A 21,174-nucleotide genomic window follows, 5' to 3' on the forward strand; every position below is an offset into this window, starting at 1 on the left:
TGGTCAGACCTTCACGATCTTGACCGCGCATTTCTTGAAGTCGGTCTGGAACGAGATCGGGTCGGTGGCGTCCAGCGTGACCTTGTTGATCAGCTGTCCCGCGTCGAACCACGGCACGAACACCAGTCCGCGCGGCGGCTTGTCGCGTCCGCGCGTCTCCACGCGCGTGCGCATCTTGCCGCGCCGCGACACCACCTCGACCTCGACGCCGCGCCGCACGCCCAGCGCCTGGGCGTCGTCGGGGTGCATGAAACAGACCGCCTCCGGAAAGGCCTTGTACAGCTCGGGCACGCGCCGCGTCATCGAGCCCGAGTGCCAGTGCTCCAGCACGCGGCCGGTCGACAGCCAGAACGGGTACTCCTTGTCCGGCGCCTCGGGCGGCGGCTCGTAGGGCAGGGCGAAGATCACCGCCTTGCCGTCCGGGTTGCCGTAGAACTGGAACCCCGTGCCCGGCTTGACGTAGGGGTCGGAGCCTTCGCGGTAGCGCCACAGGGTTTCCTTGCCGTCGACCACCGGCCAGCGCAGGCCGCGCGCCTTGTGGTAGACGTCGAACGGCGCCAGGTCGTGGCCGTGGCCGCGGCCGAATTCGGCGTATTCCTCGAACAGGCCCTTCTGCAGGTAGAAGCCGAAGGCCTGCGCCTCCTGGTTGGCGTACTCCGGGTCCAGCTCGGTGTTGGGGAACTGGTTGACCTTGCCGTTGGCGAACAGCACGTCGTAGAGCGTCTTGCCGCGGTACTCGGGCTTCTTGGCCAGCAGGTCGGCCGGCCACACCTCCTCGACCTTGAAACGCTTGGAGAACTCCACCAGCTGCCACAGGTCCGAGCGCGCCTGGCCCGGGGCGTCGACCAGCTGGTGCCAGAACTGGGTGCGCCTTTCGGCGTTGCCGTAGGCGCCTTCCTTCTCCACCCACATGGCCGCCGGCAGGATCAGGTCGGCCGACAGGGTGGTGACGGTCGGGTAGGCGTCGGACACCACGATGAAGTTCTCGGGGTTGCGATAGCCGGGCAAGCCCTCGTTCATCAGGTTGGCGGCGGCCTGCATGTTGTTGTTGACCATCACCCAATAGGCGTTGATCTTGCCGTCCTTGAGCATGCGGTTCTGCAGCACGGCGTGCGCGCCCACCTTGGACGGGATCGTGCCGTCGGGCAGCTTCCAGATCTCCTCGGCGTGGCGGCGGTGCTCGGCGTTGGTGACCACCAGGTCGGCCGGCAGGCGGTGCGAGAAGGTGCCCACCTCGCGCGCGGTGCCGCAGGCCGACGGCTGACCGGTCAGCGAGAACGGACTGTTGCCCGGGGTGGAAATCTTGCCGGTCAGCAAATGGATGTTGTAGACCATGTTGTTGCACCACACGCCGCGCGTGTGCTGGTTGAAACCCATGGTCCAGAACGAGGTGACACGCACTTTCGGGTCGGCGTACAGCTCGGCCAGCTCCTCCAGGCGGTTCTTGGGCACGCCGCTCAGCTTGGCGGTGTACTCCAGGTCGTACTTGGCGACAAAGCGCGCGAAGTCGTCGAAGGTGATCGGCTTGGAGCCGCCCGCGTCGCCGGCGTTCCTGGCCGCCTGCTGCAGCGGATGCTCGGGGCGCAGGCCATAGCCGATATCGGCGTTGCCTTCGCGGAACACCGTGTGCTTGTCGACGAAGTCGCGGTTGACGCGCTTGGTCCGGATGATGTGGTTGGCGATGTAGTTGAGGATCGCCAGGTCGCTTTGCGGCTCGAACGTCAGCGTCAGGTCGGCCAGCTCGTACGAGCGGTGCTCGAAGGTCGACAGCACCGCCACCTTGGTGGCGGGCGCGCTCAGGCGCCGGTCGGTGACGCGCGTCCACAGGATGGGGTGCATCTCCGCCATGTTCGAGCCCCACAGCACGAACGCGTCGGCGTTTTCGATGTCGTCGTAACAGCCCATCGGCTCGTCGGCGCCGAAGGTGCGCATGAAGCCCACCGCGGCCGAGGCCATGCAGTGGCGCGCGTTGGGGTCGAGGTTGTTGGTGCGAAAGCCCGCCTTCATCAGCTTGAGCGCGGCGTAGCCTTCCCACACGGTCCACTGGCCCGAGCCGAACATCCCGACCGCTTCCGGCCCCTTGTCCTTGAGCACGCGCTTGAACTGCTCGGCCATCACGTCGAAGGCCTGGTCCCAGGACACGGGCGCGAACTCGCCGTCCTTGGCGTACTTGCCGTCCTTCATGCGCAACAGCGGCTGGGTCAGGCGGTCGCTGCCGTACATGATCTTGGACAGGAAATAGCCCTTGACGCAGTTAAGGCCCTTGTTGACCTCGGCGTTGAAGTCGCCGTGCGTGGCCACCACCTGGTTGTCCTTGACGGCCACGTTCACGCCGCAGCCGGTGCCGCAGAATCTACAGGGCGCCTTGGACCACTTCAGCTTGGCGGCCTCCGACTCGGTCACGATGTTCTGGGTATACCCCGTCAACGGCACGCCGGCCACGGTGGCGGCGGCCGCGGCGGCGGTCTGCTTGATGAAATCCCTACGAGCCATTGACATCGTCAATCTCCTCGTTCATCGAGTCCAAAGTATCGATATGTTGATAGACCATCGCCGAGGCGAGCACGCCGTCCTGGCCCTGCACGGCGGCGATGCGCTCCATCATTTCGCCCGTGCTGTGGGCTTCGAGCGTGACGACCAGCTTGCCGGTATCGGACACCGCATGGATTTCCGCGCCGGGCAGGGCGGCGATGGCCGCGCCCAGCGCCTGCGCGCGCCCGGGCAGGGCATGCACGACCATGCTGGTGATATGCAGCTCGGCCACCGGCGGCGGCGCGAGTGCGCGGGAGGGAAGGGCTGACATGGGGGGCTGCGCCATCAACTGCCGGGAGGGCCGGCAAGCAGCTGGTAGAACCATACGGCGAAACCGTAGGTCACGATGATGATGCCTGTGATCACAGGGGCCATCACCGCCGCAAGCAGCAGGAAACTGTTGAGTTCCTGGCGCTTGCTGTAGGTGGTTGGATCGTTCGCCACGCGTCACCTTTCTGCTGGTTGATATTGCGCCAACGTGCCAATGACATCGTTGTATCAAAGGCCGGTCATGGGGGTCAATGACATAAATCAATGTTGCGGCACGGCAAGCCGCCGGCCGGCCACGCCGCCGGGCCGGCGGAAATAGTCCGGTTCGATGTCCCCGTACGTCCCGATAGCGGGCCGCCGCGCCCCGGTATGGCTACAATTGCGGCCTTGATCGCCCGGCGCCCCCGTCCCCGGGGGGATAAAATGGCTGTCCGCAGCCTGGGGCTGCGCCGCACCGTTGTCCATTCTTGCGCCCGTCGGGCCACTATCCATGAAGAAAATCACCGCTGTACTGCTGTTCTCGGCCACCGCGCTGCTCGCCGCCTGCGGCCAGGGCGACGACGCCTCGTCCACCGCCAGCGCGCCGGCCGCGTCCCAGAAGGTCGTGGTCGGCCTGGACGACAACTTCCCGCCCATGGGCTTTCGCGACGAGAAGAACGAACTGGTCGGCTTCGACATCGACATGGCCAAGGAAGCCAGCCGCCGCCTGGGCATGCAGGTCGAATTCAAGCCGATCGACTGGAGCGCCAAGGAAGCCGAACTCAACGGCAAGCGCGTCGACGTGCTGTGGAACGGCCTGACCATCACCGAAGAGCGCAAGAAGAACATCAGCTTCACCGCGCCCTACATGGCCAACCACCAGATCATCATCGTGGGCAGCGCCTCGCCCATCAAGACCAAGGCCGACCTGGCCGGCAAGGTGGTCGGCGCCCAGGAAGGCAGCAGCGCGGTCGACGCCATCAAGAAAGACGCCCCGGTGGCCGCCAGCCTGAAGGAAATCAAGACCTTCGCCGACAACGTCACCGCCCTGATGGACCTGGCGGCCGGCCGCCTGGACGCCATCGTGGTCGACGAAGTGGTGGGCCGCTACCTGGCCAGCAAGCGCGAAGGGCAGTACCGCGTCCTGGAAGAGAACTTCGGCACCGAGGACTACGGCGTGGGCGTGCGCAAGGACGACACCGAGCTGCTCGCCAAGCTGGACAAGACCCTGGCGTCGATGAAGGAGGACGGCACCGCCGGCCGCATCGCCACCCAGTGGTTCGGCGCCAACATCATCAAGTAAGCGGCCCCGTCCCGGTCCGCGCCGCGGCGCGGACCGGCAGGGCCCGGCCAATCCTCTTTCCCGCAGGTCGTCGCAGGCGGTGGGAACCCCCGGCATGGACTACGTAATTTCCCTCCTGGGGCCGATGGCGCAAGGCGCCCAGGTCACCCTCACGCTGTTCTTCATCACGCTGGCCCTGGCGGTGCCGCTGGGCCTGGTGCTGGCGCTGGCGCGCATCTCGCGCTGGCGCCTGCTGTCGCGCCTGGTCAACGGCTATATCTGGCTGATGCGCGGCACGCCGCTGATGCTGCAGCTGCTGTTCATCTACTTCGCCCTGCCGTTCGTGCCGGTGGTCGGCATCCGCCTGCCGGATTTCCCGGCCGCCGTGGTCGCCTTCGCGCTGAACTACGCGGCGTACTTCGCCGAGATCTTCCGCGCCGGCATCCAGTCGGTGGACCGCGGCCAGTACGAGGGCAGCAAGGTGCTGGGCATGAGCTACCTGCAGACCATGCGGCGCATCGTGCTGCCGCAGATGGTGCAGCGCGTGCTGCCGCCCATGAGTAACGAAACCATCACCCTGGTCAAGGACACCTCGCTCATCTACGTGCTGGCGCTCAACGACATCCTGCGCACCGCGCGCGGCATCGTGCAGCGCGACTTCACCACCACGCCGTTCCTGGTCGCCGCCGCCTTCTACCTGATCATGACGCTGATCCTCACCTGGTTCTTTCAACACATGGAAAAGCGCTATGCCAAATACGACCAGTAAGCCGGGGCCCGGCGAGCGCCCGGCCATGATCGACGCCCGCGGCATCGCCAAGGCGTTCCATGGCGTGCGCGTGCTCGACGGCGTGTCGCTGACGCTGCGCAAGGGCGAGGTGGTGGCGGTGATCGGGCCATCCGGTTCGGGCAAGAGCACCTTCCTGCGTTGCCTGAACCACCTCGAAACCATCGACGAGGGCGGTATCGAGATCGAGGGCGAGACGCTGGCGCGCGCCGTGCCCGGCGGCAAGAGCCAGTACGCCGCCGATGCCGACGTGCGCCGCATCTGCCGCAAGATGGGCATGGTGTTCCAGTCGTTCAACCTGTTTCCGCACATGACGGTGCTGCAGAACGTGATCGAGGCGCCGGTGACGGTCAAGGGCCTGCGCCGCGACGCCGTGATCCCCAAGGCCGAGGAGCTGCTGCGCAAGGTCGGCCTGCTGGCCAAGCGCGACAACTATCCCGGCCGGCTGTCCGGCGGCCAGAAGCAGCGCGTGGCCATTGCCCGCGCGCTGGCCATGGAGCCGGACATCATGCTGTTCGACGAGCCCACCTCGGCGCTCGACCCCGAACTCACGGGCGAAGTGCTGCGCACCATGCGCCAGCTGGCCGACGAGCACATGACCATGCTGGTCGTCACCCACGAGATGGGCTTCGCCCGCGAGGCGGCGCACCGCGTCGTCTTCATGGACGAAGGCCGCATCCTCGAGGAAGCCGCCTCCGACCGCTTCTTCGACGCGCCGCAGCATCCGCGCACGCGCGAATTCCTCGCCCACATGCTGTAGGCCCTGCCGGGCCGCCAGGGCCGGCGCAAGGCCTTGCGCATGCGGGCCCCTATTGCTTCTGCGCCCAGCGCGCCAGCGCGCCGGCCAGGTCGGTGGGGAAGGGGAACACCACGGTGGAACTGTTCTGCGCGCCGATCACCGCCAGCGTGCTCAGGTAGCGCAACTGCATCGCCTCGGGCTGCTGCGCCAGCGTGCGCGCGGCGTCCAGCAGCTTCTGCGCGGCCTGCTCCTCGCCCTCGGCGTTGATGACCTTGGCGCGCCGCTCGCGCTCGGCCTCGGCCTGGCGCGCGATCACGCGCACCATGCTTTCGTTCAGGTCGATGTGCTTGATCTCCACATTGGCGACCTTGATGCCCCAGGCATCGGTCTGCGCGTCCAGGATCTCCTGGATATCGATATTCAGCTTGTCGCGCTCGGACAGCATTTCGTCCAGATCATGCTTGCCCAGCACCGAGCGCAGCGTGGTCTGGGCCAGCTCGCTGGTGGCCTGGCGGAAATTCTCCACCTGGATCACCGAGCGTTCCGGGTCGATCACCCGGAAATAGATCACCGCGTTGACCTTGACCGATACGTTGTCGCGCGAGATCACATCCTGGCTGGGAACGTCGAAGACGGCCGTGCGCTGGTCGACCCGCACCATCTGCTGCACCACCGGGATGATGAGGATCAGGCCGGGCCCCTTGACGCCCGTGAAGCGCCCCAGCGTGAAGATCACGCCGCGCTCGTACTCGCGCAGGATGCGCACCGACAGCGCGATCAGGGCCAGCAGCAGCACGAGGATGGGGACGTAGAAAGCGAGGTTCATGAACATGGCGCACTCCGCAAAGAAAAGGATAGTCGGGCCGCCCGCGCGTCACGGGCGGGAGGGCGCTTGCGGCGCCGGCGGTTCGGGCGCCACGTGCAGCGTCACGCCCTGCACGGCGTGGATCGTCACCGCGTCGCCGGCGGCCAGGCCGGCCGGGCCGCGCGCGCGCCAGCGTTCGCCGTCGGCGGCGACGAAACCCTGCTCGTGCTCCCAGCTCAGGACGCGGCCGCGCCGGCCGACCAGGCCCTGCGCGCCGCTGACCTGCGGCGCGCGGCGCGAGCGCAGCGCCAGCCGGGCGATCAGGAAGGTCAGCCCCAGGCTGGCCGCCGCCACGCCGCCCACCAGCGGCAGCGACACCGCGTAGGCGGGCGTATCCGCGTCGACCAGCATGGTCGCGCCCAGCACGAACGACAGCGCGCCGCCCACGCCCAGCGCGCCCAGCGAGGGCGTGAAAATCTCCGCCACCATCAACGCCGCGCCCAGCGCGACCAGGCCCGCGCCGGCGTAGCTCAGCGGCAGCACCGACAAGGCATACAGCCCCAGCAACAGGCAGATGGCGCCGAGCACGCCCGGAAACAGCGCGCCGGGGCTCATGAATTCGAAGATCAGCCCGTACACGCCCACCATCAGCAGGATCAGCGCCAGATTGGGGTTGGTGATCACGCCAAGCAGGCGCGTGCGCCAGTCGGGCTCGCGCTCGACCAGCGCCAGCCCGCTGGTGTGCAGCACGGTATTGGCCGCGCCCACGCGCACCGTACGGCCGTCGGCCTGGGCGAGGAGGGCGGGGGTGTCCTCGGCCACGATATCGATCACGTTGCGCGCCAGCGCCTGGCTGGCCGACAGCGACGCCGCCTCGCGCACCGCCTGCTCGGCCCAGTCGGCGTTGCGGCCGCGCAGATCGGCCAGCGCGCGGATATACGCCACCGCGTCGTTGATGGCCTTGTACTCGGCGGCGTTGCGCGGCGTGACGGCCTTGCCGCCATCGGCCGGCGCCGCGGCGCCAGGGGCGGCCTTGTCGCGCTCAGCCTTGTCGTCCGGCGGCGTGAAGCCGCCGCCCAGCGACACCGGGGTGGCCGCGCCCAGGTTGGTGGCCGGCGCCATGGCCGCCACATGGCTTGCATACAGGATGTAGGTCCCCGCGCTGGCCGCGCGGGCGCCGCCCGGCGCCACATAGGCCAGCACCGGCACGGGCGAGGCCAGGATGGCGCGGATGATCTCGCGCATCGACGCATCCAGCCCGCCCGGGGTGTCGATGCGCAGCACGACCACGGCATCCTGCGCTGCGGCGCCGGCCAGGCCGCGCACGACATAGTCGGCGCTGGCCGGCCCGACGATCCCGTCCAGCGACAGCACCACGGCGGCGCGCGGCGGCGGGGCGCTACCGTCGGCCGCGCGCGCGCCGCCCCAGCCGGCCGGCAGCAGCAGGGCGGCCACGCAGCCCAGCAGGCGCAGCAGGTGCAATAAATCGGCGACCAGCCTCGGGACGCGGGCATGCATGCGCGTATCCCCCAAATCGCGGTGGGCGGACGACGGCGGGCGGAAAGCCCGCCTCGTTGGCTCCAGCGTACTCCATTTGCGTGCGGTACCCGGTTTCACGCCCGCCGGTCAGCAAGGCCCGTGCCCGGCCGCCGGATCGCGCCGCCTCAATACGCCTGTTCGAGGATCGCCACGATATCGGCCGGCGAGGAGATCGGCCGCGGGTTGCTGCGGACCATCATGTTCTGCATGCCGCCGGCGGCGATGGCCTCGAAATGCGCCCGCTCGACCCCCACGTCGCGCAGCCGCGTCGGCATGCCCAGCTCGCGCGCCAGCGCCTCGATCAGGTCGGCGGCCGGCACGTCGGGCTGGCCCAGCGTGGCGGAAATCAGCGCCTGCCGCTCGGCGGTGTGCGACAGGTTGTGGCGCATCACGTTATGCAGCATGACGCACGAGGTATGTCCGTGGGGCACCGCGGCCACCGCGCCCAGCTGGTGCCCGATGCCGTGGCTGGCTCCCCATTCGATCCGGCCCAGGCCGGTGGAGGCCAGCCAGACGCCCAGCTGGCTCTGCAGCCGCGCGTCCAGGTCGTCGGGCGCGCGCCGGGTCTGGCGCAAGCCGTCGAACAGCATTTTCAACCCATGCAGGCAGGTCGCATCGGTAAACGGCTGCGGATTGCGCGAGCAGATCGTCTCCACCGCATGGTCGATGGCGCGCATGCCCGTCGACAGCCACAGCCACTCGGGCGTATGCACCGTCAGGCGCGGATCGAGGATGACCGCCTGCGCGCCGATCAACCGGCCGGTATAGAGGTCCTTGACCTGGCGCAGCGGGTCGGAACATCCGCCCAGGTTGCTGAATTCCGCGCCCGACAGGGTCGTCGGCACCACGATCTGGCGGATCGGCGGCGCCTTGACCGCCGGGACGCGCTTGCTGCCGTCCTCGAGCACCTGGATGCGATAGGTGCCCAGTTCCTCGGCCGTGCGGATGTCCTCGGCCAGGCAGATCAGCAGGATCTTGGCCGTATCGATCGGCGTGCCGCCGCCGATGGTGACGATGAGGTCGGGCCGGGCCTGCCGGACGCGCTCGGCGGCCTCGAGCACGCTGTCGCGCGGCACATGGGCCACGCATTGGTCGAACATGCCGCAAAAGCGCGCCCCGAGGGCGGTCTTGATGGCCTCGATTTCGTCGGTCTTGCGGCTGAGGGTGGCGCTGCTGACGAGGAACACCCGGTTGGCGCCCATCTGCGCCGCCGTATCGAGCACGGCGGCGGCAGCCGGCTCGCCATAGATGACCCGGTCCTGGGCCAGGAATTCGTAGCGACCCCGCATGGTCTGTCTCCTTGGGCTGGCGTTATGGTTATCGGTCAAGCCTGACGCATTCCAGGGTGGCACGAAGGACACGGATGGAATGCACAACGATTATGCATGAATTCAACCGATACGTCAGGACACTAACCGCGCGTTTAATCCAGCGCCAGGGCCGCCATCTTCGGGCTACAGTAGCGTATCGATATGTATCGAAAAGGGTTGGGCATGTCTGACGCAAACACACTATTGGACGACAGCGCGGTGTACCGGACCTTGCTGGAGTCGACCAAGGCGATTCCCTGGAAGATCGATTGGGCCACCATGAAGTTCACCTATATCGGCCCGCAGATCGAGGCCCTGCTGGGCTGGAGCGCCGACAGCTGGGTCAGCGTGGAGGACTGGGCCATGCGCATGCATCCCGAGGATCGCGAATATGTGGTGAATTACTGCGTCAGCCAATCCCAGGCCGGCGCGGACCATGAAGCCGACTACCGGGCCCTGACCAAGGACAACGGCTATGTCTGGATTCGCGACGTCGTGCATGTGGTGCGCAACGACGAGGGCGAGGCCGAAGCGCTGATCGGCTTCATGTTCGACATCACCGAACGCAAGAAGACGGAAGAAAAGCTGCTGCTTCTGCAAAAAGAGCTGGAGGTGCTGTCCTTCAAGGATGGCTTGACGAACATCGCCAACCGGCGCCGCTTCGACAGCAGTTTCGAACTGGAGTGGGAGCGCGCGCGCATCGAACGCCAGCCGCTGTCCGTGCTGTTGTTCGACGTCGACTATTTCAAGCAATACAACGACTTGTATGGCCACACCCAGGGCGACCAATGCCTGGTGGAGATCGCCCAGACCCTGAGCCTGGCGCTGGATGGCCCGCGCGACCTGGTCGCGCGCTACGGCGGCGAGGAGTTCGTCGTGCTGCTGCCCGAGGCCGACGCCGAGGTGGCCCGCAAGGTCGCCGAGCGCTGCCAGCGCCTGATCGAGAAGAAATCCATCGTACATGCGCTGTCGCCGCATGGCAGGCGCGTCACGGTCAGCATCGGAGCCGGCACCGTGGTGCCGGACGGGCAGACGAAGCCGGCCGGCTTCATCCAAGCCGTCGATCGGCAGCTCTATGCGGCCAAGAAGAATGGCAGGCATCGCATCGAGCATGCGCGGGTGTAGGCCTGGGCGCCCAAGCCCGGGGCGGCAGGATTGCGAAGCAGGGCGGCTCTCCCCGTAATTGACCTTGCTCCCGCGCGCGGCGCAGTTCTATACTTTCTCTCGATCTCTCCGAATCGAGGTGCTGATCATGTGCCCAGGTGACGTATCCATAGCCTCCACGGTGGATGAACTGCTTGCGGCGGTGGGCAAGGCAGGGCCAGGAAAAATCATCATAAAAGGCCATCTGACCAACGTTCCTGGATTCTCCCTGGCCCCCGGGCAAGGCCTCGAAGGCGCGGATCGGCAGGCCATCATTACGTTTGCGCCCGATCAGGATGGCCTGTGCCTGTCCACGGACAACACGGTGTGCAATCTGCGCCTGGAGACGGCCCCCGAACGCCGGGCGATCCACAACGACACGCAGGCGACCCATCTCGGCGTCATGCGCCTGGCCGACGTGGCAACCATCGGCCAGGTGCAGATCCTGGCGCGCGACCAGGTGCGGGGCGGGCATCTGGAAGTCGCCGGGCTGGATGTGATTGCCGCCGATACGCGCTCTCGGGACGAGCGCCCGCAAGGGTTCGGCGTGCGCGTGATCCAGGGGGCATTTACGCTGTGGAACATGCAAACCGACCCGCAGGTGGTCGTGACTGCCGACTTGATCGGATTGTCCGCCGGACGCGCGTCGGCGCCTGTCATCGGCAGCGGGATTTTTGTCAGCGGGCCGGACTTCGCCCAAGGCTGTCTGAGTATTCGCAGGCTCGAGACCGGGCCGATATTCAGCGACGGACGCATTCCACCCGGCACGCCCGATGTCATCACGGGCGGCGTATTCACCGTGCACGGCGCCTATGTCGATAGCGTGCGCAATCTCGGCCCGGTCACTACCTATGGCGTCAACGACATGGTGCTCGACAACTGGGGGCAGGTTGATCGCTGGGAAGCGGATGCAAAGATCACCTCATTCGGCCCGAGCGGCATCGGCTTCGTGAACTTCGGCGGCCTGGGCTGGCTCAAGATCAACGCTCCGATCGAGACCTTTGGCCAGGGAGCGCGTGGCTTCAACCTGTACGCGGGCACGTTGAATCGGGCCGAGTTCGATCGCATCGCCACCCATGCGGATGGCGCGGTCGGCGTACAGGTCAGCCAGCCGATGGGGCCCTTGCATGTGAACCGGGGAATCGAAACATACGGGGCCACCGGCGATTCACTCGTCAAGGGCGTGGTGGTTTCGCTGAGCGCCGTTGCCTTGAGCATCAAACCGGGCGGCTCGGTGGCCGAAGTGGTGATCGCGGGCGGTGTCATCACGCACGGCAAGGAGATTGCCCCGCTGGAGATCCACGGCGAAATCGGATCCCTGCAGATCAGCGGCGGGATCCGTTCGAGCAGCAACTAGCCGCAGAAGGGTGAGCGTCATGACTCGTGCCATTGCCAACGTCTTGCCGGGCCAGCGTCTGATCGATGACGGCGATATGCTCTTGTGGCGTGCGCTGCCTTCAGACCAGCGGGATCAGCTAGGTCCGTTCGTTTTCATTGACCACTATCGGCATCAAAGCAAACGCGGAATCGGCGATCGGCCGCATCCACATGCCGGCATCGAGGTGCTGAGCTACCTCCTGGAAGGGGGCGTGGAGCACCGCGACAGCATGGGCCGCTCTGACCGGCTCGGCCCAGGAGATGCCCAGCACATCCGTGCCGGCCGCGGGATGCTTCACGCAGAGCAACCGCAAGGAGGGCGACATGGCCTGCAGCTCTGGGCCGCGCTTCCACCAAGCCAGAAGCTGGCGGAGCCTGCCTATGCCTCATACCGCGAGGCCGCCATCCCGGAAATCAAGCGCGACGGCGCGCGCGTACGGGTGCTGGCGGGCCGTATCGACGATGTCGAAGGCCCCATGCATCTGGCATCTCCCACCATCTGGGCAGTCGCGCGGCTCGACGCCGGCGCAAGCATCGCCCTGAAGGTCGACGCGGACGCCGAGCTTGGCCTGTATGTGCTGGATGGGTTGATCCAGCATGGAACGGAACCCGCCATCGGCGCCGGCAGCCTGGCCGTGCTGACTTCGGGCGACGACAGCGTGCGCATTACCGCAACTGCAGGACAGCCGGCGGATGTCGCGCTGCTGGGCGGAGCACCGGCCGAAGGTCCGATTCTGTTTTCAGGTCCCTTTGTCATGGACACGGCAGCGCGCTTGGAACAGGCCAAGCGCGACTACGCCAGCGGGAAAATGGGCACGCTGGATGGCGTGCCTTTCTGACTTTCCATGGCGGCCATCGGCCCGCGGATACGGACGCCCAAAATACGCATAATGTATATTATGTAAAGTATTGGATTGATGAGCTGGCAGCATGACAGCCTGCTGCCCATTCGAGATAAACCATACACATTCGCAAGGCTAAATCCCGGCTTGGTGTATCAATCCGTTCAGAGCCGCCCGTGCGTTGGCCAATGGCAACTGCAGTCTCCAGTCGGCGACCACGAAATTTTCGATGGCCGCGAGACAATGCATCGCTTCAGTGCGATCGCTACAGGAGTACGCGGCATGGCTAGCACACTCAACCATCAGCGCTTGCCACTCCTGGCGGTCCTCGTAGGCTGCAAGAGCAATTACACTAACGTACAAGCAAAAAACGATCCCCTCTTGTGACGCAGTTGCTGCAGCCCTTGCCTGCTTGATGACAAGCGTGGCGAGAGCTGTATCCCGCCCACTGGCCGCTAGATAAGCGAGCCACGCCAACACTTCGATGGATTGGCTGTCAGTGTGCCCTGCAAAAACTTGAGCTCCATATTGTTCGACGCTTGCCAATAACTTAGCGTGAAGCGACTTGGGCAGCCTAACCGTCGTTCCGATCCTGGCGGCCATCATCCACGCATGCAGTGCTTTGGTAGGCAGTTGGCCCAATAACCGCTCAAGTGCATCGTGATGTATGGCCGGCAGCTCTTGCAACGCAATACTGCCCTCCGTGGGGCCAGGGGCAGTACTCATCAGCATATCGCCTGACGACTGTAAAGTTTGTATCGTCGAAGCGAATTCCTCGCGATGAGTTTCGAAGGCTGGAGCTATGTCGACATAACTAAACCAAGCCGCGAGCACCCTGCCCAGTAGCTCTTGCTGCAGTTGGTGCTCATTTAACAGCAAAGGGGCCCAGGCGGGCTCCCGTTGCATATCGATGATACTGGCGCCGAAGTACACGGCTGCCATCGGCTCGAGCGTTTCTAAATACGGCTCAATATTTCCGCTCGTACGTATCAGAGCACGCTCAATTAATGCTGCTTGACCTATGGATGCAAGCCTACGCCAATATGGCGGTGGATCCGTACAAGGTGATAATGATCGGATCCGAATATCAGCCGCGCGTACCAGCGCTACGAGCGAGCGGCATCTATCCATAGTCTGATTCACGAGGCGATCGAAGAGGCTCAAGAGTTGTAGGATCTCGTCTTTAAATTCCTGAGCTGCGTCGCCTCGCCTAAATAGCCCCTCAAGAAAGGCCGTTAGGGACCAGATGTCTAGAGATAAAACATGATCAGCAATAAATGCCTTGAGCGCTGGTATACCTGCCTGCACGATCATGAGGTGTGGGCTCGTGGCGCTATGCCCGCATGATAGGAGCCCAATCAAGAGGCGTGTATCAAACTGGACTGCTTCGTCTTGTTCGGGAGTTGCGCGCGCTGCGAATGTCAAGATGTCGGGCTCACCTTGCCACTCGCCTACCATATGCTCGTAGTAGGCCAACTGTGATGGAAACATTGTGCCCAGCGTTACCCCGCCCCTTTGCATATCATCCATCAACATATCATGTCGGGCTATTGGAAACTGCAAAAGCAACGTCTGTATCTCGTTGATCTTCCTACTAGTCAATGGTGCACGCCCTAGATCGGCGAGTACTGTATCGTCCAGGGACCCGATGCTCACACCTGCCGCGGTACATTTGGAGATGAAATGCGCGACGCGGGCCTGAGGGTCATCGAACATATACTCGATATCTGGAAACACCAAGGGACGTGCATGGCCCACCACGTCAAGAACCGCCTGTCCGCGACTGTTGCGTCTAACAATCCATGACTTTTTATCACAATCGGCAACTTCGGCACTCTCCGCGCCCTGTAGAACCTTAGCCACAGCGGAGTACAGAACATCAGAGTTGAATTTTGGATTTTCAAAAATATTAAGCTGAAGTTGTGGCTCAATCGGCAAGGCCAAATTCGTTCGAACCGACTCGTCCTCAACCAAGGCGATGCGCAGCGATTTCGGTAACTGTCGAATGCGGCTCCATAGTAGCGTTGGAACGCGAGGCCTATCTTCCATTGGTACGGTTTGAATTAACTGCTCCTTCAAACGAAACAACATGGCCTTCGATTGCGCAACTAACTGTTCGTGCGCGACCGGTGAGTGCCAAAGGAGCGTATCAAATATTTCTGTAACCGTATCGCTGGGCCGTCCACTCTCTTCCAGGAACATGCTTGCGGCCATCAGTCTCGCATACGAAGTGAGGCCCATAAAGCGTAATCTTTCGGCGGACATCTCTCCTGGGAAACAGTCGCCGAAATTTCTGACATCACTCAGATCAAGTACCGTTTTGACCAGCACACTTTGCCGATTATTGTCAGTAACTTGTAGCAATACGATAAGTAGCTCATTCCACGCCTTAAGCAGCGTTTCTAACCACGCATGCTCTAGCGGTAGACTTAACACACCCCGCATTTGGACTAATAAGACTGCTTCCCGAATAGCTCGAAAATCACGCCCTTCGGTTACTACATCCGAACGCACGTGAGTCGCTTGAACAGCTGTAGCCAACTCTTGTTCTGTCACAGGGATGAGCGCGTAGCCTCCACGGCGTAGTTCGGTACGATGAGATATCCATTGGGAATCACTGAGTATCCCTGTATCACGCAAATGATCAATGACATCCAGTGTGCAATTGATCGAAATTGCTTCGCCGTTTTCACGTGTAATCTCGTGGTGTTTGTTGAACAACCTATCATCAATTAGGATAGAATCGAATTTATCTTGAAGTAGGAAGATATCTGTAGTCGGAAACAAGGGCTGATTTGGCTGCCCCCAATGCTCATACGGCAATGGAAGGACTTCGATCTCTCCCGACCGCACACCAGCGGTCAGAAACTCGCGAACCCTATAAAGCACATTACGCAGTTGTCTCCCCGACTCCCGCAGTTCGGCATACTCTCTTGCTTGGTCCCTGAGCTTTGAATGTATTATTAGTTTGAATTTTGATCGCGCAAGCTGGGGAAGTAACTCCAGTGACTGGATATAGCTAACGGCCAAGTCGTCCAGCAAGAGCGTTGTACCCGCTGGGATCTCTGCGTCGCGACTCCATCTCCGATCGACACGGAGTAAAAGTACTTGCGCCCTCTCTCTTTCCCGTGCTGTAAGTAGCCCATGCAAGTCGAGTGTCTCGATCAAGCAGCCAAGGCTTCTGAGAACTCCCTCATAGTGCGCAAGATCAGCTTCCCGTTCGAGCAACGAATCCACCAGATGAATTGGTGCAGTACTGATTACAAACGCCGCTTGTCCCGTTCCCTGCAACTCCTTGGCGCGATGCAGCAGATCTGCCAACTCTGGCCCCACCTCGGGAATGAGCATCGTATCTTCAATAATCACCTTAGAGCAGACCTGTATCCGCTCCTGGGCTATATAGCCGAGCAGTCGGCCCGCATCTTCAATCAGCTTCGGCTGATGAAACTCCGAATGCTGAATGTCCTCGAATAGCCAAGCGCCAGTGTAATGTGGTACGAATATACGCGAGTAGATACCCCGCAGTTTATCCAGCAATCCAAGATACGCCAAGGTCATTAGCGCCGTCATATCCACTGCCACTCTTTTCCCTACCGCCAACGTCAGCGGTTGACGTACTCCACTATAGGCAAGGACGATAGATCGGCGGCGAACATCGTCGAGATTTGCATTGTTGATTGCGGCGCCGACAGTTATTTGAGATAGCTGCTGATTTACTGATTTTGCGTATGCTCCAAGCCAGAGCTCACCCGATCGCAATGCAGACCACGCCCGTTCATTCTGTTTACGCCATTTTGGAATCCGCTCAATTAAATCTGCGAGCGAATGTCGTTGTAGTACGCCATCATCGCCTGACTGCTCGATAGCCAACTTCAGCCACGTCCGTGCGATTTCTTCGTTATCCCACATGCCCTTCGCTGCAAGCAGATACGAGGACATCAAGATCTTGGGGTCGGCAGGTGCTGTGTCGGCCGCATGAGCTGCGAGTTTTTTGCTGTCGGTGTCGCGACCAATAGTGGCTGCGACGGATGCCAGTTCCAACAACGCCTCCGCGGCGTATTTGTTTGGCATGGCCAGGGCCTCATCAATCTGCGAGTTAAAGTCGTCCCATTGAAAGGTCAGCAACGACACAAGGTGCTGGACTTTCCGGGCTAATGCCTCTGATAGTGGACTACCCGCAAGGGCCTCTTGTAAGTGCCGCCATCGCCCCAGAAGAAGACAAAATTGTGCATATGTATCTGCCAGTTCACCTGGGTGACGAGAAAATTCTGGATACTGCTCAAAGAACCCGACCAGCTCGCTCCATCGTTCGGCCATTTTGAGTGCAGATACATAATGAATAGCACTGTCGACACTCTTTGATCGGTTAAACATCTCGCGGCTGTAATCGGCGACCTCTGGCCATAGCTGGTTATGCGAGAGGCTCGTGATTAGTTGCTGAAGATCAAACATCTCCCCCGTACGCAGGAACGCTTCACGACGCTTGGTCAATAAATCCGTACTTCCCCGTGCTGAAATTAATATCTCTAGTCGATTCCGCGTGCGCTCCGTATCAGGATTGAACTCCAGCCGGTTGAGAGCAGTGCGAGCGCCCTCTATATTGTCGTCCTGCAAGCAGATCTGCACCTCCAGCGAAATGAGAAACGCATCGGAAAAATGTGTCGCAAGTTGGTTCTCATAGGCACGCCAGTCGCCTGAACTTGTCCGCCCTTGCCCAATCAAAATTGTGGCCAGTAGTGCTCGCGCACTACTGAAATTGTGAGAGCCAAGGCGGATATAGCGATGTTGAAGTCTTTGTCGTATTGTCGAAATGCTTACTTTGACTCCAGCCGAGATTGCAAGCGGCACCCAGCGCTCCCAATCCTCGCTGCGCGATACTAACATTTCGATTTCTCGCATCGTGTTCTGCTCGTGTGGCGCCTCCGCTAATTTCAACCAAAGCATATACTCCAGCGCGTGATCGCTCACCAAACTCAACTCTAGGTTTATTGCGACTGTCCGAAGCCGGTCAAACAGTTCAATCGCTCGCGCGCGCGCCGCCATCCCCATGGCTGTCGCGGCAAGTGGGAACCCCAACGGATCCCATAAAGGCGGCATCTCCAGGATCTCGTCGCGTCGTTCAATCGGCGCTGCTTGACAGAGATTGGCCAATGCGCAGGTCAACAGCAGGCTCGGGTGTACACAGTTCTCGGTATCGATGAGGGCGGCGAACCTGGTGACCTCGTTCCATCGCTCAGTACGCATCAGGTCTCCAAGAAGAAGTGCTTGGCCGTCCTCATCAAGCTCGTCAACGCCCAGACCTGCTTGCTCGAACCACGCAATCGCCGTCGCGAAGCCTATAGGGCCTTTCACGGAGCGTCGCTGAATGATGTAGCGTGCAGTCATCGCCTGGGGCGATGTTAGATTTTCGATCTCGGAAAAAGCCAACGAAACATCGTCAACTGCAGAACGGATTGCGCCCGTGAGACGCGCCATCTCTGAGTCCGCCACCAACTCCTTAGCAGCTTCGATTAACTCAGCAGCCAATTCCGGTTGTTCATCCAATAAAACCCTCGCCGACCAAGATAACGCCATCTCGCGTACATCATCTGACGCCCCTGAATACTTTCCTGGTAGACGAATATCTGCTGCGAGCGCTCGTGCCGCGGCCACCTTGTCGTAGCCGACGAAATACCTAGAGCTCTTCAGAGCGTTAATGCGAGATAAAACGTTACTATCCAGCACGTCTTTGGGTAAATTATCCGCAATTGCCGCCTTAGTAGTGAGTTCCTCGAACTCTTGGGCACTCATGCTTCGAGTGGCAAGTCTGTCGAGCAATTCTTCCAAACCAGGCTTATCAAGCCTCCGTTCATCTCTATCGGTGTGCTGCGCAAGCTCAATCACATGTCGGAGAACGGCGCCCACATATTTTTTTCCTTGTGCCCGCTCGACCCCGCGTTGCCGTAGACGTGCAATCACCCTTTCTTCCAAATCTTCGGCGAGACGGCCGATCGGCAAAGCCCCTGTATGCCAATCGAACTGCGTTACTAGGTCTTCACGAAGCTGGTCCTCAGACCTTACCTTTATAAATTCGTGGAGTTCGGGAGATAGTGACATCGCAAGCAATACGCGCCTCAATGGAGCGATTTCGCCACCCTCTTGAACTCGCTGCCAATAAGAAATGCTGCCTGCCGGAGACGCTCGATGCTGGGTACGCTGCTCCACCGACGCGGTCGCCGTTGTGATAAACGCATATTTGACAGCCTTATTTGAATTCAGGCGTTTCAGTTCAACAAAAGACGCCAATGCGCTCCGAGCGCCCTCGTCGTTCAACGTGATATTTCTCGACAAATCCTTAACTTGTGTGGCGACGAGTTCCTTGTTAACGATTTTTACGTAATCCTCGGCGACCTCGACAAATAGCACTTCCCCATCCTTAAGTTCTAGCCACGCAATGGCTGTTCTATAGTCCTGATAAAGATATCCTCTGCGTGGTGCGATCGCCTCTCGCTTAACGTTTCCCATTGGCGTATGAAGCTCCTCCACGAGAGACTCTCTATTCTCATCTCTTGAGGGCGATACTGTAATCGGAGTAACATCTGTCTCGATGGATGCTCGGGTTAATCTATTTGTCATAGCATGCAAACGTTGAAATTGGCCCTGAAAACTGAGCTCCTTAGCCACCCTTCTGCTTCAGCGATCAGTGCGTTCAATAGGTGTTTCCCGTTATACCAAAGATAAGTCGCCGCTCGAAATTTTAGTTCCAAATAAAACAGAGCGTATGCTGCCCAATCGCGGTCATTCGTAAAGCTCTCGAGATAGCGCCGCGCTTCGTTCGACGCGTATGGGCTTCCTTTCTGGTCATCATCCCTCTATTTTTCTAAACGTACTGCTCGGTCTGGGAATGCTTCGCAGTTTTTTTTCTAGAGCCAAAGTAATGAAGAGTTTTTCACGGTATGACTTGCCGTCCGACGCCGAACGATAGGAACGCACACTGCGCGGCAGCGGATACCTCCACCATGGCGAGCCAATAGCGTTGAGCAATTTGTTCGGACAATGTTCCGAGACCTGAGGTATTTATACCTTTGAACACTTGCTGCAGCCATACTTCGCGTACCTGTTTCTGAAGGCGACGAGCTATTGATTGATCGTCATCATCGATAAGAGCGATTCCCGAAAGGGTGTGCCAGTCAAGAATCAATTCATGCCCAAATGTGATCTTCGACCCACCCACCGTCCTGGCCACCTATCGACCCCGGCTAGAACCTGTACAGCGCGTAAAGCACAAAACCCGCTCCCAGCGCCAGATGAATGGCGACCCCCTGTCTTCCTTGCAGGATCGACGCGGGCCGCCGCGCGCGCACCAGGCACGCCAGCAGGCCGGAATGCGCCAGCAGCAGGCCCACCGGCCACAGCGCCAGGTAAAGCAAGACCCCAAGCGGGTCAGGCCCGTAGCCGTCGCCGTAACGCGGCGCCTGGTAGAGCGTGCTGGCGATCGCCCAGGCCGCGAGCGCCAGCACGCTGAGGACGAAACTGATCCGGTAATAGAGAAACAAGGCGGTCCGCTCCTGTTGAAACATCGAATCCGACACGCGCCGCTCGCCCCGTCCTGGACGGGCCATCTGGCCCGCGGCGCCGGCGCCATGATAAAAGACGGGGCCGACAAGCATGGGCCCAACCGACATGAGAGTATCCACCCGCCAGCTCCAAGCCTTCCTGCTGGTCGCTGAGGTCCGCAGCTTCACGCGCGCGGCCGAGACGCTGCACGTCACCCAGGCGGGCCTGAGCTCCATGATCAACGAACTGGAGACGCAGGTCGGGATCCGCCTGTTCGAGCGTTCGAACCGCGCGACCGCCCTCACCCAGGCCGGCACGCAGTTCCTGCCCTACGCCCGCCAGGCCATGGAAAGCCTCAACAAGGGCGCGCTGGAGCTGTCCGCGCTGACCCGCCGCCAGCAAGGCGGGATCCGCGTCGGGGTGTCGCCCCTGATCGCCGGCACGGTCCTGCCGGCCGTGATGCGCGAGTTCCAGCAATGCACGGGCCGGTCGTGCGAGGTTGTGGACGCTGAACTGGAAGTGCTGCACGACATGGTGGAGGCCGGCAGGCTCGATGCCGCCTACGGCACCTATATGCGGCGCGCCTCGCGGCTCAAGAGCGAGTTCATCTTCGACATGAGCTTGCGGCTGGCCTGTCCTGGCAGGCTGATGCCGCCGGGCCTGGAGATCGCGCGGGTGGAAGACTGGGCGCGCCTGCACGACATGGTGCTGTGGGTGCTGCCGGACTCCAATGCGGTGCAGCAGGTGGTCGACCGCTACCTGCTGGAATCCGGCGCGCATGCCCTGCGGCGCCAGGAGGTGTGCCACCTGGCCACGGTGGCGTCCCTGATCTCGGCCGGCATGGGAATGGGTTTCGTGCCCACTTTCCTGGCGGATTCCTACGATCGCGACACGGTCGGCCAGATCGCGCTGCCGCGCGGCGCGCCGGCGGTCGACTTCTATTGCACGAGCGACCCCTCCAATCCGGCCTCCTCGTCCATCCACGTATTTTCCAGGCTGCTGGCCGCCCACTGCGGCGCCGCCGCGTAGCGTA

At 61.9% G+C, this 21,174-nt stretch carries 15 protein-coding genes; 7 read left to right on the forward strand and 8 right to left on the reverse strand.

Annotated elements, in window-relative coordinates; genetic code table 11:
• Positions 1-3 precede the first annotated feature (3 nt).
• Genes napA through napE form a run of 3 tightly spaced genes read right to left on the reverse strand, consistent with a single transcriptional unit; the run spans position 4 to position 2,976 of the window.
• On the reverse strand, positions 4-2,499 hold the full coding sequence (gene napA, locus CAL11_RS10525; protein WP_033459911.1) for a periplasmic nitrate reductase subunit alpha: 2,496 nt from the start codon (positions 2,497-2,499) through the stop codon (positions 4-6).
• Positions 2,483-2,818 (reverse strand): chaperone NapD, encoded by a 336-nt coding sequence (locus CAL11_RS10530; RefSeq protein WP_086092887.1) that lies wholly within the window; start codon positions 2,816-2,818, stop codon positions 2,483-2,485. Before CAL11_RS10530 ends, napA begins: the two co-directional genes overlap by 17 nt.
• The gene (gene napE, locus CAL11_RS10535) at positions 2,818-2,976 is read right to left on the reverse strand and encodes a periplasmic nitrate reductase, NapE protein (protein ID WP_086092888.1); all 159 of its coding nucleotides are present in this window, start codon (positions 2,974-2,976) and stop codon (positions 2,818-2,820) included. The genes CAL11_RS10530 and napE overlap by 1 nt, the downstream gene beginning before the upstream one ends.
• A gap of 316 nt (positions 2,977-3,292) precedes the next feature.
• On the opposite strand from napE, the gene CAL11_RS10540 reads away from it, so the two are divergent.
• The 3 genes from CAL11_RS10540 to CAL11_RS10550 all read left to right on the forward strand — a co-directional run bounded on the left by CAL11_RS10540 (position 3,293) and on the right by CAL11_RS10550 (position 5,610).
• Positions 3,293-4,084 (forward strand): amino acid ABC transporter substrate-binding protein, encoded by a 792-nt coding sequence (locus CAL11_RS10540; RefSeq protein WP_003817462.1) that lies wholly within the window; start codon positions 3,293-3,295, stop codon positions 4,082-4,084.
• Between the two features lie 94 nt (positions 4,085-4,178).
• Positions 4,179-4,832 (forward strand): amino acid ABC transporter permease, encoded by a 654-nt coding sequence (locus CAL11_RS10545; RefSeq protein WP_015063820.1) that lies wholly within the window; start codon positions 4,179-4,181, stop codon positions 4,830-4,832.
• Between the two features lie 25 nt (positions 4,833-4,857).
• Positions 4,858-5,610, forward strand: a complete 753-nt coding sequence (locus CAL11_RS10550) for an amino acid ABC transporter ATP-binding protein (RefSeq protein WP_015063819.1) — start codon at positions 4,858-4,860, stop codon at positions 5,608-5,610.
• A gap of 49 nt (positions 5,611-5,659) precedes the next feature.
• On the opposite strand, the gene CAL11_RS10555 is transcribed toward CAL11_RS10550, so the two are convergent.
• The 3 genes from CAL11_RS10555 to CAL11_RS10565 are packed head-to-tail and all read right to left on the reverse strand — an operon-like array spanning position 5,660 to position 9,222.
• A complete protein-coding gene (locus CAL11_RS10555; protein ID WP_086092889.1) occupies positions 5,660-6,421 on the reverse strand; it encodes a slipin family protein in 762 nt (253 codons plus the stop codon).
• Between the two features lie 42 nt (positions 6,422-6,463).
• Positions 6,464-8,011 carry an NfeD family protein gene (locus CAL11_RS10560; RefSeq protein ID WP_086092890.1) on the reverse strand — a complete coding sequence of 516 codons (1,548 nt, stop codon included), beginning with the start codon at positions 8,009-8,011 and terminating at the stop codon, positions 6,464-6,466.
• Positions 8,012-8,058: 47 nt separating this feature from the next.
• Entirely contained in the window at positions 8,059-9,222 is a 1,164-nt protein-coding gene (locus tag CAL11_RS10565) for an iron-containing alcohol dehydrogenase (RefSeq protein ID WP_086092891.1), read from the reverse strand.
• A gap of 204 nt (positions 9,223-9,426) precedes the next feature.
• On the opposite strand from CAL11_RS10565, the gene CAL11_RS10570 reads away from it, so the two are divergent.
• From CAL11_RS10570 to CAL11_RS10580, 3 genes are all read left to right on the forward strand, one after another.
• Positions 9,427-10,368 (forward strand): sensor domain-containing diguanylate cyclase, encoded by a 942-nt coding sequence (locus tag CAL11_RS10570; protein WP_086092892.1) that lies wholly within the window; start codon positions 9,427-9,429, stop codon positions 10,366-10,368.
• A gap of 160 nt (positions 10,369-10,528) precedes the next feature.
• Complete coding sequence (locus CAL11_RS10575) at positions 10,529-11,743, forward strand: hypothetical protein (RefSeq protein ID WP_086092893.1); 1,215 nt, start codon at positions 10,529-10,531, stop codon at positions 11,741-11,743.
• Between the two features lie 19 nt (positions 11,744-11,762).
• Entirely contained in the window at positions 11,763-12,602 is an 840-nt protein-coding gene (locus CAL11_RS10580; protein ID WP_086092894.1) for a pirin family protein, read from the forward strand.
• 138 nt (positions 12,603-12,740) lie between these two features.
• Here CAL11_RS10580 and CAL11_RS24365 read toward each other — a convergent pair whose 3' ends face one another.
• Both CAL11_RS24365 and CAL11_RS10595 read right to left on the reverse strand, forming a co-directional pair.
• Positions 12,741-19,109, reverse strand: a complete 6,369-nt coding sequence (locus CAL11_RS24365; protein WP_208617580.1) for a hypothetical protein — start codon at positions 19,107-19,109, stop codon at positions 12,741-12,743.
• A gap of 734 nt (positions 19,110-19,843) precedes the next feature.
• Positions 19,844-20,254 carry a hypothetical protein gene (locus CAL11_RS10595; protein ID WP_244172937.1) on the reverse strand — a complete coding sequence of 137 codons (411 nt, stop codon included), beginning with the start codon at positions 20,252-20,254 and terminating at the stop codon, positions 19,844-19,846.
• Here CAL11_RS10595 and CAL11_RS10600 point away from each other — a divergent pair.
• Positions 20,253-21,170, forward strand: a complete 918-nt coding sequence (locus tag CAL11_RS10600; protein WP_086092897.1) for a LysR family transcriptional regulator — start codon at positions 20,253-20,255, stop codon at positions 21,168-21,170. The genes CAL11_RS10595 and CAL11_RS10600 overlap by 2 nt on opposite strands.
• Positions 21,171-21,174: the final 4 nt, after the last annotated feature.

The sequence above is a fragment of the Bordetella genomosp. 6 genome, assembly GCF_002119705.1.
Lineage (GTDB): Bacteria > Pseudomonadota > Gammaproteobacteria > Burkholderiales > Burkholderiaceae_B > Bordetella > Bordetella bronchiseptica_F.

What these genes read in the sequence shown, in the direction of transcription:
- CAL11_RS10550 (WP_015063819.1), top strand. Translation starts at nt 4,858, where the DNA reads ATGATCGACGCCCGCGGCATCGCCAAGGCGTTCCATGGCGTGCGCGTG.
- CAL11_RS24365 (WP_208617580.1), bottom strand. Translation starts at nt 19,109, where the DNA reads ATGGGAAACGTTAAGCGAGAGGCGATCGCACCACGCAGAGGATATCTT.
- CAL11_RS10600 (WP_086092897.1), top strand. Translation starts at nt 20,253, where the DNA reads ATGGGCCCAACCGACATGAGAGTATCCACCCGCCAGCTCCAAGCCTTC.
- CAL11_RS10540 (WP_003817462.1), top strand. Translation starts at nt 3,293, where the DNA reads ATGAAGAAAATCACCGCTGTACTGCTGTTCTCGGCCACCGCGCTGCTC.
- CAL11_RS10565 (WP_086092891.1), bottom strand. Translation starts at nt 9,222, where the DNA reads ATGCGGGGTCGCTACGAATTCCTGGCCCAGGACCGGGTCATCTATGGC.
- napA (WP_033459911.1), bottom strand. Translation starts at nt 2,499, where the DNA reads ATGTCAATGGCTCGTAGGGATTTCATCAAGCAGACCGCCGCCGCGGCC.
- CAL11_RS10530 (WP_086092887.1), bottom strand. Translation starts at nt 2,818, where the DNA reads ATGGCGCAGCCCCCCATGTCAGCCCTTCCCTCCCGCGCACTCGCGCCG.
- CAL11_RS10555 (WP_086092889.1), bottom strand. Translation starts at nt 6,421, where the DNA reads ATGTTCATGAACCTCGCTTTCTACGTCCCCATCCTCGTGCTGCTGCTG.
- CAL11_RS10570 (WP_086092892.1), top strand. Translation starts at nt 9,427, where the DNA reads ATGTCTGACGCAAACACACTATTGGACGACAGCGCGGTGTACCGGACC.
- CAL11_RS10595 (WP_244172937.1), bottom strand. Translation starts at nt 20,254, where the DNA reads ATGCTTGTCGGCCCCGTCTTTTATCATGGCGCCGGCGCCGCGGGCCAG.
- CAL11_RS10580 (WP_086092894.1), top strand. Translation starts at nt 11,763, where the DNA reads ATGACTCGTGCCATTGCCAACGTCTTGCCGGGCCAGCGTCTGATCGAT.
- CAL11_RS10545 (WP_015063820.1), top strand. Translation starts at nt 4,179, where the DNA reads ATGGACTACGTAATTTCCCTCCTGGGGCCGATGGCGCAAGGCGCCCAG.